The sequence below is a fragment of the Helicobacter winghamensis ATCC BAA-430 genome, assembly GCF_028751035.1.
GTDB lineage: Bacteria > Campylobacterota > Campylobacteria > Campylobacterales > Helicobacteraceae > Helicobacter_D > Helicobacter_D winghamensis.
Genome location: NZ_CP063533.1, coordinates 1,526,926 through 1,539,157, shown reverse-complemented (window position 1 = coordinate 1,539,157; position 12,232 = coordinate 1,526,926). Strand labels below are relative to the sequence as shown.

Below are 12,232 nucleotides of genomic sequence, written 5' to 3'. Positions count from 1 at the left end.
GAACTTAAAATGTAAGATTATACATAATGCTTTGTATATTTTTGTTTAAATCTTAGTGAAAAATCTAAAAAAGCGGTGCGTCCATTTCATTTGGAATTTCTAATTCCATTAGTTTTAAAACACTTGGAGCAATGTTGTTTAAACCTCCATTTTTTACGCTTTTTACGCCATTAGCAGCGATAAAACACCAAACACTTCCTATGGTGTGATTAGTCAGTGGTTCGCCTTTTTCATTTTTCATTGCTTCACAATTTCCGTGATCGCTTGTTAGGATAAAACCATAATGAAGCTCTTGCGCCTTTGTGTAGATTCTGCCTAGTTCAAAATCCACCGCTTCTACGGCTTTAATTGCTGCTTCATAGCTTCCTGTATGTCCTACCATATCGCCATTTGCAAAATTTACAACAATAAAATCATATCCGCTCTCCATTGCACCTAAAACCGCATCGCCAACCTCTTTTGCGCTCATTTGTGGTTGTAAATCGTAAGTTTTAACCTTTGGTGAAGGCACCAAAAGGCGCGTTTCATTAGGGTATGGCTCTTCTATTCCCCCATTAAAAAAGAAAGTAACATGGGCATATTTTTCTGTTTCTGCGGTGTGGAATTGGCGTAAATTATGCTTAGAAATCACTTCAGCAAGGGTGTTTTTAATGCTCTCTTTTGGAAAAAGAATAGGAAAATTAAATGTTTTATCATAAGGCGTCATTGTAATAAGTGGAATTTTAGTAAAGTTTTTGCGCATAAATCCACTAAATTCTACATTTCCTAATGCGCTTACAATCTCTCTTGCCCTATCGCTTCTAAAATTTACAAAAACGATTCCATCTTCTTTTTGGATTCCATCATAGCCATTAAAGCTCGCAGGTTCAATAAATTCATCAAAGATTTCTTTTGCAAATTGTGCTTGCAAATATTCTTTTAGGCTTGTATTTTGTGGATTTTCACCAAGCGCGATTGTGTTGTAGGCAAGCTCTACTCTCTCCCAGCGATTATCCCTATCCATTGCAAAATAACGCCCACTAAGGCTTGCAATGCGGATATTTTTGCCTTGTATTGCTTTTTCTACTTCATTTAAAAAGCTTGGAGCAGTCTTTGGTAAGACATCACGCCCATCGGTGATTAAATGCAATAACACTTCACATTGCGATTGCAATCCTTCTGCAAGGGCTAAAATATGATTTAAGTGGCTATGCACCCCGCCATCACTCATTAATCCAATTAAATGCACTCTCTTACAAGTTTTAATGGAATCTAGGGCTTTGTTTTGCATTAAACTTCCATTTTCTATTGCCTTGTTAATTTTGACTAAATCTTGATACAAAATTCTTCCACTTCCTAAGCTCATATGCCCCACTTCAGAGTTCCCCATTTGCCCTTCTGGTAAGCCCACAGACAAACCAAAGGTTTCAATCATACCATAAGGCACTTCTTTAAAAAGTTTGTCATAAGTTGGCTTTTTGGCGTGAAAAAAAGCGTTGAAGTCGGGATTAACATTAAAGCCAATTCCATCGGTGATGATTAAAAGGGTTTTCATTTAAGAATTTCCTAGTTTTAAAGTTATTTTAGGTAGAATCCTATCTAAATTTTTCCTAAAATTTCATTTATAAGTGCTAGATTTATGCTTTACTACCTTTATGCGTTTTTTGATATTAATTTGTTCCAGTATATCACGGTGCGTTCAGCTATTGCGTTTTTTATTGCATTGCTTTTGACGATTTTTATAATGCCTTATTACATTTTGTGGGCTCAAAATAAGCAAGCAAATCAGCCTATTTCAAAGTTTGCTCCCAAAAATCATCAAGAAAAGGCAAACACGCCCACAATGGGTGGAATCGTTTTTGTGAGCACAACCTTGCTTGCCACTTTATTATGTGCAAAACTTACACATATTTATGTGCTTTTAGGGATTGCTACGCTACTTCTTTTTGCATTTCTTGGCATAAGTGATGATTATTCTAAAATCTCGCAGAATAAAAACGCAGGAATGTCGGCAAGAAAAAAGCTTTATTTACAGATTTTTATGAGTTTTTTACTTTCTTTAGCATTGTATTGGACGACCTTAAATACAGAGTTTTATTTACCTTTTTTTAAGAATGCTCTGTTTGATTGGGGAGTGTTTGGAATCTTATTTTGGACACTTGTGTTTGTGGCAACAAGCAATGCGGTGAATTTAACAGATGGTTTAGATGGCTTAGTTGCGATTCCATCAATTTATGCGCTAACTTCTTTGAGTGTATTTGTGTATGTGGCTGGACATAGCGGACTTAGTGCGTATTTACTCTATCCAAAGGTGCTAGATAGTGGGGAGCTTGTGATTTTATCTGCAGCGTTAATTGGGGCTTTGATTGGTTTTTTGTGGTATAACTGCCACCCAGCACAAGTCTTTATGGGAGATAGCGGAAGCCTTAGTCTTGGGGGGTTTATCGCGTATATGGCGATTGTTTCTAAAAATGAGATTCTTTTATTTTTGATTGGATTTATTTTTGTAGTGGAAGCTTTGTCTGTGATTTTACAAATTGGAAGTTACAAAACGCGGGGTAAGAAAATTTTTTTAATGGCACCTTTGCACCATCATTTTGAAGAGAAGGGTTTAAGTGAGAGTAAGATTATCGTGCGTTTTTGGATTGTGGCGTTAATGAGTAATTTAATTGCGCTTTTGAGTTTGAAACTGCGCTAAAGGAATTGTTATGCTGATACTCTTAGGGTTTGGAGGGACAAATCGTGCAATTGCGGAATCTTACGCGCCGCTTTTGGTTTTTGATGATAGTTTTAAAACGTTAAGTTACGATGAATTTGATAATGCATTGTATCCTAGCGCGTATCTATCAGAGATTTTATCTACGCAATTTGATGCGACAATTCTCGTAAGCCCAGGGATTCCACCAAATAACACAATGGTGCAAACAGCGCGTTTTTTTGCTAGAAAATACTCTAAAATGCGCCTTTTAAGTGAATATGATTTTTTTGCCCATACAATGCCTTCTTCTGTGTGGATTAGTGGCACAAATGGTAAAACAACAACCACACAAATGCTAACACATTTGCTAGCACATCTAAACGCTCAAAGTGGCGGAAATATTGGAACTCCCTTAGCAAAATTGGATTCTAATTCTCCACTTTGGGTGCTAGAAACAAGCTCTTTTACACTCCATTATACAAATCTAGCAAAGCCTAGCTTGTATCTTTTGCTGCCACTCTCACAAGATCACATTAGTTGGCACGGGAGCTATGAAGCCTATATTAAAGACAAGCTAAAGCCTATTTTATTGCTAAAAGAAAAAGAAATTGCGATTTTGCCAAAGAGTGTGGAGGGGCATACTTTTTGTAAAAAGTCTCTTGGGAAGCTTGTGTTTTATGAAAATTCTAACGATTTAGCGCAAATTTTTGGGATAGATTTAGAAAAAATTGCTTTTAAAGAGCCTTTTTTGCTGGATGCAACGCTAGCATTGTGTGGGGCAAAGATTTTAACGCTACAAACAGATTATACGCTTTTAAACGCCTTTAAAATTGGGGCGCATAAAATGGAAGAATTTTATGATAGGGCGGGGAATCTTTGGGTTGATGATAGCAAGGGGACAAATATTGATGCCACAATGGAAGCTTTAAAAAGTTACCAAAATCAAAGGATTTTGCTTGTGCTGGGGGGCGATGATAAAGGGGCTGATTTAAGCCCGCTGTTTGATTTAATCAAAGTTTTAAAAAAGGGCAATGGAATAGAGATTTTTGCGATTGGGAGCAACACAGATAGGCTTTGTAAGCTTGCACTTGGGATTGTGGAATCTAAAGCGTGCTATACGCTTGAAGTGGCGGTAGATAGTATAAAGAAGAGATTGTTGGAATTCAAAAAAGATTCCACAAAATGTGTGGCAATGCTATCTCCTGCTGCTGCAAGTTTGGATCAATTTAAATCTTATAAAGAAAGGGGAGAGAAGTTTAAACTTTATGCTCTTAGTTAAACTCAAGTGGGTCTATATCAATCTCGCAAGCAAAATTGCGCAAGGGTAAAAGCGCGATGTGTAAGTCCTTAGAGCTTTTAGAGCGGAGCATTATTAAATAACGCCACTTGTCTAAAATGCGTTCAATTGGGGCTTCACCACTGCCTACAATTTCTACATTAAGTGTATTTTCTTTGATTTTTTGTTGTAAAATTTTTAAGGCTTTTTGCATAAGATATTTTGCTTTTATTTGATTTTTATCTTTAAAATGGATAAGAGATAAACGCATAAAAGGTGGATATAAATTTTCACGCATAAGAAGTTCGTCTTCTAGAAATATCTGATAATCGTTTAAGTATTTTTTAAAAAAATCTTCATATTGTGTTTGGATTAACACTTCGCCATTTTCTTTTCTGCCACTTCTCCCTGAGATTTGAAACATTAAGGCTAAGGCTCTTTCTCTTGCTCTATAATCACTTCCTTTTAAAAGATAATCAAGCCCTAAAATTACGCTTAGTGCGACATTATGATAATCATGTCCTTTGGAGAGCATTTGTGTGCCTACTAAAATATCAATTTTATGGTGATTAAATGCATCAAGAATTTGGGAGAGCTTTTTTTGCGTGGTAATAGAATCGCGGTCAAAACAGGTAATGCGAGCCTTTGGTAAGGACTCTTGCAAGGTTTTAGAAAATTCTTGTGTGCCTATGCGTAGGCTTTGTAACATTCCTTGACATTTAGGGCAAGTTTGTGGAATGGGGCGTGTATAGTGGCAATAATGGCATTTTAGACTGGAATCTTTAGAATGCAAGCTTAAAGATACACTACAATTTGGGCATTCAATAGCTTCATTGCATTCTATGCAAAGCAAATGTTTAAAATTCGCACGCGTAGGCAAAAAAACAATGGCTTGCTTGCCACTCTCTAGGACTCTTTGCAAAGTTGTTTCTATGGGTGTAGTTTGTATTTGTGTGGATTCCGTATTTTTGCAAAAGTGGTAGTGTTTTTGTGTATTAAAATGTGTGCCTTTTAAGCGAAAAAGGCTATGGTTTTGCTTGGCGCGTTGATAGCTTGTAACAAGCGGAGTTGCCGAGCCTAAAACGATTCTTAGATTCTGTGTTTTAGCAAGATAGAGTGCCACATCGCGTGCGTGGTAGCGAGGAGTGGAGCTTGATTTATACGCATCATCGTGCTCTTCATCAATGACAATGGTGTCTAAATTTGATAAGGGCAAAAACAAGGCTGAACGAGCGCCTGCTAAGATCCTAACTTTGCCTTCTTTTAAATCTTGTAAGATTTGAGTTTTTCTAGCCTTTGTAACTTTAGAGTGCCAAAATGCAATACAATCTCCAAAAACAGCCTTTAACCGCTTTTCCATTTGCGGAGTTAGAGAAATTTCAGGCATTAAAAAAAGCGCATTTTTGCCTTTTTTTAAACTTGCGTTAAACAAGTGCATATAAATTTCTGTCTTGCCACTACCTGTATCGCCAAAAAGCAAGGAATCTTGGCGGTTTTTGATGAAGTTAAAGGCTTCAAGCTGGCTTTTATTCAAAGAGTTTAGCGGAAAGTCTAGGGGTTGTAAATTTAGATTCTGCGCGCTATTAAAGGGCGTAAAAAGACTAAATGCAAGGGAGTGAGAAGTGCAATAATAACTTGTGATAAACTCCGCAAGGGTGCATTGTGCTTGGGAGAAGTGGAAGTCTAAGGGTGTGGCTTCTTTGCATTCAAATTTGGGCTTTTGACATTGCTTAAGCACAATTCCTTGCAGGATTTTAGAATGCAAGGGAATGCTAACAAGCGTGCCTTTTTCAAGGAAAGTTTTACTAAAGTAAGTGAGCAATGGAGAATTGCGCTTTAAGATTATGATGTGATAGAAAAATTCTTGCAAATGCGTTAATTTTTAGCGTCTTGGATCTTTTGTATCGCAGTTGCAAGGCTTGATTCTAGCGTGGCTTTGATTTCATAAGATTCTAAAAACGCACGCAAAAGATCACGCGGATTTATTACGCCTGCATTATCTGTGATAGCCTTTAATGCCTCAAGAGTGGCTGGGGAGATTTCTAGTGTGGGAATATCAAAGAAACGCCCTGCAAGGCTCACGCGAAACGCATTATCCATATATTAATGTCCTAGCGCATTTTGGATTTTATTTAATGCGCCTTCTAAATCGCGATCTTTTGCGCTAATTTCATCATACAGAGAGCTAATTTCAGAATTTTTGGCTTCATTTTCAGCTTTTAAAAGCACAATTTGCTGGCGTAAAGATTGATTTTCATCGCGCAATTTTCTTAGTTCTTCAACAAGACTTTCAACGCTTTCTAAAAGTTTATTTGAAATGTTTTTGGCTTCTTCCATTGCAATTCCTTAAATTTAAATCGTGCGTATTTTAGCATTATTTTTTTAAAGTTTTTGGAAGTTTTGTTAAAACTTTTTAAGAAAGCAAGGCTTTTAGCGTGTTAATTAAATGCGTAACTTCTTGCTGTGTGTGCGTGTAATGGAGATTTAGCCGAATCCAACCGGGCTTTTGAGTAAAAATTGTGCCATCTTCTAAACCTAACAAATCGTGTCCATAAGGTCCGGCACAAGAGCAACCTGCACGCACTAGGATTCCGTATTCTTTGGATAATTTTTCTGCTAATGCAAAGGGTTCAAAACCTTTAAGATTAAAGGCAAAAATCCCTAATACATTATGTGTTAAGTTTCCATAATGCGTAATGCGTGGTTCATTTTCTAAAAACTCTCTAAATTGTTTAATGTAAGGGAGTTTAGCCTCTTTTATCCATTCTAAGCCGATTTCTTGACGCAAGGCAAAGCCTAAATATGCGCGCAAAAAGGCTAAGATTCCCGGAGTTCCTGCTTCTTCTCTTATTTCATCAATACCAAAATATTTGGCACTTGTGCGTGAAACATAGCCCACAACGCCCCCACCACAGAAAGTTGGCGGAAGTGTTTTATCAATTAAGGCGCGATTTACAATTAAGATTCCACTACCTCCAATTCCACCAAAGAGTTTGTGAGGGGAGAGAAAAATCGCATCATAAAATTGTGGCTCAATATGTAAATAAGAAGCACTGCTTGCACAATCAAAACAAACAATCCCATTATGTTTGCGTATAAGATAAGAAATTTCTTGGTAAGGGATAACAATTCCGCTAACATTTGAACCTAGCGCAAAAGAACCGATGATTTTGCGTCCTTTGTTGGAATCTAAAATGTGCTTTAAGGCGTCAAGGTCAAAAAGCCCTTGCGCATTGAGTGGCACACGCACTACTTCACATAAGCCTTCTCTAAAGCTTAGTTCGTTGCTATGGTGCTCATAAGGTCCTACGACAACTAAGGGAAGTGTGGATTTATCAATCTTTGATAGGTTCAAAATTGCGCGTGTTTTAGGGGGGATATAAATGCCTATAAGCTCCTGAAACTTCTTGATCGCCGCTGTTGAACCAAAGCCGCAGGAAATTAAGGCGAAATTGGAATCTAAATTAAAAAAGCTTTTTAAATGCTCTCTAGCACCCTCATAAAGTTCGCTCATAAATTCTGCATTTGTATTGCTTTGAGAGTGTGTATTTGCATAAAAAGGCAAAATGGAGTTAATGCGCTCTTCTGTGCATTTTGCGCCAAGTCCGCTAGCTGTCCAGTCAAAATAATGGAATCCTTTTTGTAAAATGCAGTCTTTTTTTAAAATCGCGCGCTTGGATTCCATATCGCTAGATAAGGTATTGCTAGATAGGGCATTAAAAAGGGGGGCAAAAAAATCCATAATTTTCCTAAATTTAGTAAAAATGGCACATTTTACCACAATTTTTAAGATTGCATTCTAAGTAATGCTATACTTTCAACTTTATTTTGCGCCTTGATTTTTGGAGTTTTTAAGTCTTTATGGAAAACATTATTACTTTTGGAATTATTGCGATTTTAATTGTTGTTGCTCCCTTTTTAAGCTCTCTTACGCGTTTGCCACTAGTAGCTGTGGAGATTGTGTTAGGCGCTTTAGCCTTTCATTTTGGACTATTTTCGCATTCGGAATCTTTGGAGTTTGTTGCACATATTGGGTTTTTGTTTTTAATGTTTTTATGTGGTTTGGAAGTGGATTTAAAAACTTTTACAAAGCTTGGTAAGGGGTTTTTAAAATCTGCATTTTTTTATTTTTTAGTGTTATATGGAATGGCATTTTTGTATGTTGTAAATACAAATTTATCAGAGTTTTATATTGCTGCATTGCCTGTTATGAGCCTTGGAATGATTATGGCAATGCTAAAAGAGTATCCTAAAAACACACCTTGGTTACAGCTTGCGCTAAATGTTGGAATCCTAGGTGAGCTAATTAGTATTGTGGCGCTTGTGGTGTTAAATGGTGCGTATTCGCACGGGCTAACTTGGGAGTTATATAAGACTTTACTCGTGTTGTTTTTATTTTTAAGTGTGATTGTTGGAGTGTTTAAGATTGCTGATGTGTTATTTTGGTGGTTTCCGGCGTTTAAATTTTTCTTAATCCCTAAAGAATCTAGCAAAAATCAAGACATTCGCTTTAGCGCAATGTTGTTTTTTATTTTAATTGGAATCACGCAAATTTTAGGGTTAGAAAGCGTGCTTGGAGCATTTTTGGCTGGAATGATTTTAGCAACTTATTTTCATCATCAAAAAGGTTTGGCAGAAAAGTTAAATGAGTTTGGCTTTGGCTTTTTTATCCCACTATTTTTTATTTATGTTGGCTCTACGCTGGATTTAAATTTAATGCTAAAAAACTTGCATTTACTTTCTTTAACGCTAAGTATTATCGCTATTATGGTTTCTTTACGTTTAATTGCGACATTTATAGCGTATAGCAAATACTTTAAAAGCTATATTAAAACCGCTCTCTTTGCCTTTAGCCACGCGATGCCTTTAACTTTCTTAGTTGCCACAGCACAGCTTGGAATGCAGTTTGGTGCAATTAGCACAGAAGAATATTACGCGCTAATTCTAGCAGCATTAATGGAGGGGATTTTCCTAACTATTGGAATTAAAATGCTTTATAGTTATTGGATAAAAAAGAAAGAGAAAAATCAAGTAATATTGTCTTAGTGATGTTGTAAATACAGAATGGATTATTCTATGTTCCCCTGATTCTGCACCCACTAAATTTTAGATTGTGTGTTACTGATTCACGCAAAAATATCCAATCTGTCAATAAATTTTGGTAAAACAAGGAATATAATAAAAAAACTAAATAGAAAATTAGTATAGTGATGTTGAAAATTTTTTAAAGGATTTGTTAATGAAAAAGTTATTACTAGCTTTATCTATAATTGTTGGTCTTTTAAGCAATGCTTTTGCTATTGATTTAATTTCTGTGGCCACTAATGGAAAATCTAATGAAAATTCTCTAGGTGTTAAAACGCTTAATAATCAAGAGATGAGTGAGATTGTGGGGGGATTTGTTTATCTTGGCTCTTCTTCATACGGGACACAATATTATTTTATTGAAGCTCAAAAAGATGTCTATCAAGGGCTTTCGACCTCTGATAAAAGAAATGTTGAAAATGAATACAAATGGTTGAGTGGTAAATTATATAATAATGAGGTATTAACTTTGGCTGTTGATTCTAGGGGAACATATATTGCTGCTTTTAATACTTCCACCAAGACCGGAAGGGATATAAGTCTCTTTGGAAACTCAACAAAATTTTATAAGATTGCTGATAAAAACTTCCGCTAGATATAAGTCTGGTATATTTTTTGCTTACTTTTTCTTAAATTTTTTTATAATTTTTAGAAAAGGTAGGCAAATAACTAACATATCTAATTCTTTTTATTCTAATTATTTAAATATTTACTACAACTCTTCTAAAGAAATCTCAAGCATCATAGACAAAACTTCTAATCAAAACATAAATACTCCATTTATGCAATCCACAAGGCAAGATACTCAAAATATTGAATATAATTCTAGCAAAGCTTTTCAAGAAGTTTCTAAGCAGGATTTAGATAACATAATCAACGATAACCATGACGATTTTCAATCTATCGCATTAGAAAATTTTTTAGATTCTTTGAATTATTGCACTATCGGTGCAATTAACAAAAATTCTAAAGATACAGCTTTTGATCAAGAGGATTTTAAAAATGCAAAAGCAAATTCAGTAACAAATTCCAACAAAACTTTTGAAAAATATCCCCTTGATAACTATGGTTTTATTGGAAATGAGTTTTTAAAAGAATCGGGATTGCCAGAGGGTTTGAAATTTCATAGTAATTCTCTACAAGCTATCAAAAACTACCTTACGCTACCATTTTACGAACATCACAGCAGTGGAAATGATTACTTTTCAAACTACTTTGATAGTGTAGATTTAGGGGGTGGATTGAAAAACGCTTTTGATTCATTGGAAAAATTTATAGACATCAAAGATAACTATACAAAAGAGGAATTATTGAATATTTTTAAAGACCATGAAGATTTTATGGATAGTTTAAGGGGTGATATTGCTCTTGTGGAGGATTATACTTTTATGGAAAATGGGGAAGAAAAAATTGCTTTAGAGGGTGTTATTATGTTGTTCTCTTTGGTAAATTATGGGGAGGCTTATGCCAAATCCGAAAATAGCCAACTTGGAGAATATGGTAAATATTTAGCAGGACTTCCAAATTCTTGGTTAGAAAGTCCCTCTATTTTGCAAGATTCTACCTTTCAAGAAATAAGCAAAAAGGTAAAAGAAAATTTCATTGATTGGTTTTTACAAAAAGTATTGGAGATAAAAGAATTTCCTACAATGGAATCAAAAGCATAATGCAAAAAATACCTTTATTGCACATTCTTTTTGCTTGTTTTTGTATGGTAAGCTTTACTTTTGCTTTTAGTGTTAAATCTCTACAAGAACTCCACAATCAAAATGTTATAAGGCAGCAATATGAAGAATCTTGTGGGGCTTCTGCTTTAGCAACCTTACTTAATCTCTTTGAATTGAGACAATATAGCGAACAAGATATACTTGCTTTTTTAAATCAAAAAACCGATATGTTAAGCTTCAAAGAATTGCAAGAAGTGGCAAATACTCTAGGCTATACCACTAAAGGCTTTCAACTTCAAAGGGAAATATTAGAGCAAACTTCTTATCCCTTGCTTGTAAGAATAGAAAATGATCCTAGATTCCCTCATTTTGTAGTAATTATCAATCACAAAGGTGATTTTATTCAAGTCTTTGATCCTAATTTTGGGCAATATAAAGCAACCAAAAAAGAGTTTTATTCTGTATGGGATAGAAATCATACAGGTGGATTTGCTTTAATCATTGCAGGCAAAGAAAATTCTAAACCCAACATAAAAGTTTTAGAGTTTCCTAGTGAAGTGTTTTTTAAATAATTTACAATCTTATTCTAAAACTTAAACACTTAAAACCAAATATGGAATACTTGTTGCTAAAGATTTAGCATCTATTTTTATAAAGGATTATAATGTTAAAAAGGATTTTAGTCTCTTTTTTTGTATTTATTTCAATAAGTTTTGCCTCTGATCCCATTACTATGGATTCGCTTTTTAAAAAGCAAATTGGCTTAAGGAGTATCACAAGCGTAAGTTACCTAAGTAGCGGTAATGCCTACATTTACAATATGTATCCCACACTTGTAGCACAGCCTGATACAAAGACTTGGACAGATACAAAGCAAGTTTCTATTAGTCAAACTTTTATTTACACTCTTACACCTAAATTTGATATTCTTGTAGAGGGTAATGGAAGCTATAAACAAAATGAGTATGTAAGTAATTTTGGATTTTCTTATGGAAGTGAGAGAAATTTTGATTTTGATTCTTTGTGGATTGGTGGAATCTATACAGGTGATAGCATTGGCGGTATGTTTATCCCTCAAGTACCTTGCAAGGTGGCGTGATTCAAAGAGAGGAGCATTTTGATGAATCAAAAAACTTTGCCTTTAAATCCTTTTCGGCTCAATTTGCACTCAAAAATTATTCTGACCCTGTGATTTCATCGCTTTATATTGGCGGGGTTTATAATGCAGATAGAAACTTTGATTATGGAAAACTGGAATATGGCAATAGCTTTTATTTTGGATTTGATATGTCTGTGATTTTAAGTCCTAAAATCTCTTTAGATGCGGGATTAGAACAAGGATACCAAAGTGGCTCTAAATTTGAAGGGCGAAAGACTTCTAATTCTTATTCTATTCCCACATTTTCTTTGGGGGCTACTTATAGCTTAAATTCTGATACCGCTATTTCTGTCTCTGGCACCGCTGGGGGAAGCTCATCAGCCCCTGATAGTGTTTTTACAATTAGTTTGTGGAAAAAGTTTTAGAAA

The 12,232-nt window shown here is 35.2% G+C and carries 11 protein-coding genes and 1 pseudogene; 7 read left to right on the top strand and 5 right to left on the bottom strand.

What is annotated here, in order from left to right:
• Nucleotides 1–64 precede the first annotated feature (64 nt).
• The gene (gene gpmI / locus IP358_RS07875) at nucleotides 65–1,534 is read right to left on the bottom strand and encodes a 2,3-bisphosphoglycerate-independent phosphoglycerate mutase (RefSeq protein ID WP_006802974.1); all 1,470 of its coding nucleotides are present in this window, start codon (nucleotides 1,532–1,534) and stop codon (nucleotides 65–67) included.
• Nucleotides 1,535–1,618: 84 nt separating this feature from the next.
• Between gpmI and mraY the strand changes: the two genes are divergently transcribed.
• Both mraY and murD read left to right on the top strand, forming a co-directional pair.
• Nucleotides 1,619–2,677: a phospho-N-acetylmuramoyl-pentapeptide-transferase gene (mraY, locus tag IP358_RS07870; RefSeq protein ID WP_006802975.1), complete on the top strand. Its 1,059-nt coding sequence runs from the start codon at nucleotides 1,619–1,621 to the stop codon at nucleotides 2,675–2,677.
• Nucleotides 2,678–2,687: 10 nt separating this feature from the next.
• Nucleotides 2,688–3,956: a UDP-N-acetylmuramoyl-L-alanine--D-glutamate ligase gene (murD, locus tag IP358_RS07865; protein ID WP_006802976.1), complete on the top strand. Its 1,269-nt coding sequence runs from the start codon at nucleotides 2,688–2,690 to the stop codon at nucleotides 3,954–3,956.
• Here murD and IP358_RS07860 read toward each other — a convergent pair.
• The 4 genes from IP358_RS07860 to IP358_RS07845 all read right to left on the bottom strand — a co-directional run bounded on the left by IP358_RS07860 (nucleotide 3,949) and on the right by IP358_RS07845 (nucleotide 7,638).
• Entirely contained in the window at nucleotides 3,949–5,823 is a 1,875-nt protein-coding gene (locus IP358_RS07860) for a primosomal protein N' (RefSeq protein WP_006802977.1), read from the bottom strand. The genes murD and IP358_RS07860 overlap by 8 nt on opposite strands.
• A 5-nt stretch (nucleotides 5,824–5,828) precedes the next feature.
• Entirely contained in the window at nucleotides 5,829–6,053 is a 225-nt protein-coding gene (locus IP358_RS07855; RefSeq protein WP_006802978.1) for a hypothetical protein, read from the bottom strand.
• A 3-nt stretch (nucleotides 6,054–6,056) separates the two neighbouring features.
• Entirely contained in the window at nucleotides 6,057–6,290 is a 234-nt protein-coding gene (locus tag IP358_RS07850; RefSeq protein WP_006802979.1) for a hypothetical protein, read from the bottom strand.
• Nucleotides 6,291–6,366: 76 nt separating this feature from the next.
• Nucleotides 6,367–7,638 (bottom strand): aminotransferase class V-fold PLP-dependent enzyme, encoded by a 1,272-nt coding sequence (locus IP358_RS07845; protein WP_040498786.1) that lies wholly within the window; start codon nucleotides 7,636–7,638, stop codon nucleotides 6,367–6,369.
• A gap of 176 nt (nucleotides 7,639–7,814) precedes the next feature.
• Between IP358_RS07845 and IP358_RS07840 the strand changes: the two genes are divergently transcribed.
• The 5 genes and pseudogenes from IP358_RS07840 (at nucleotide 7,815) to IP358_RS07820 (ending at nucleotide 12,229) form a co-directional block, all read left to right on the top strand.
• A complete protein-coding gene (locus IP358_RS07840) occupies nucleotides 7,815–8,999 on the top strand; it encodes a cation:proton antiporter (RefSeq protein ID WP_006802981.1) in 1,185 nt (394 codons plus the stop codon).
• 193 nt (nucleotides 9,000–9,192) lie between these two features.
• Entirely contained in the window at nucleotides 9,193–9,633 is a 441-nt protein-coding gene (locus IP358_RS07835) for a hypothetical protein (protein ID WP_006802982.1), read from the top strand.
• Nucleotides 9,634–9,820: 187 nt separating this feature from the next.
• The gene (locus tag IP358_RS07830) at nucleotides 9,821–10,705 is read left to right on the top strand and encodes a hypothetical protein (RefSeq protein ID WP_006802983.1); all 885 of its coding nucleotides are present in this window, start codon (nucleotides 9,821–9,823) and stop codon (nucleotides 10,703–10,705) included.
• Entirely contained in the window at nucleotides 10,705–11,277 is a 573-nt protein-coding gene (locus IP358_RS07825) for a C39 family peptidase (RefSeq protein ID WP_006802984.1), read from the top strand. Before IP358_RS07830 ends, IP358_RS07825 begins: the two co-directional genes overlap by 1 nt.
• Nucleotides 11,278–11,369: 92 nt before the next feature.
• Nucleotides 11,370–12,229, top strand: a pseudogene (locus tag IP358_RS07820) (hypothetical protein).
• Nucleotides 12,230–12,232 lie beyond the last annotated feature (3 nt).

Bases quoted from the DNA above. Each gene is read 5' to 3' on its own strand.
- gpmI (WP_006802974.1), bottom strand. From the start codon at position 1,534: ATGAAAACCCTTTTAATCATCACCGATGGAATTGGCTTTAATGTTAAT.
- mraY (WP_006802975.1), top strand. From the start codon at position 1,619: ATGCTTTACTACCTTTATGCGTTTTTTGATATTAATTTGTTCCAGTAT.
- murD (WP_006802976.1), top strand. From the start codon at position 2,688: ATGCTGATACTCTTAGGGTTTGGAGGGACAAATCGTGCAATTGCGGAA.
- IP358_RS07855 (WP_006802978.1), bottom strand. From the start codon at position 6,053: ATGGATAATGCGTTTCGCGTGAGCCTTGCAGGGCGTTTCTTTGATATT.
- IP358_RS07850 (WP_006802979.1), bottom strand. From the start codon at position 6,290: ATGGAAGAAGCCAAAAACATTTCAAATAAACTTTTAGAAAGCGTTGAA.
- IP358_RS07845 (WP_040498786.1), bottom strand. From the start codon at position 7,638: ATGGAATCCAAGCGCGCGATTTTAAAAAAAGACTGCATTTTACAAAAA.
- IP358_RS07840 (WP_006802981.1), top strand. From the start codon at position 7,815: ATGGAAAACATTATTACTTTTGGAATTATTGCGATTTTAATTGTTGTT.
- IP358_RS07835 (WP_006802982.1), top strand. From the start codon at position 9,193: ATGAAAAAGTTATTACTAGCTTTATCTATAATTGTTGGTCTTTTAAGC.
- IP358_RS07830 (WP_006802983.1), top strand. From the start codon at position 9,821: ATGCAATCCACAAGGCAAGATACTCAAAATATTGAATATAATTCTAGC.
- IP358_RS07825 (WP_006802984.1), top strand. From the start codon at position 10,705: ATGCAAAAAATACCTTTATTGCACATTCTTTTTGCTTGTTTTTGTATG.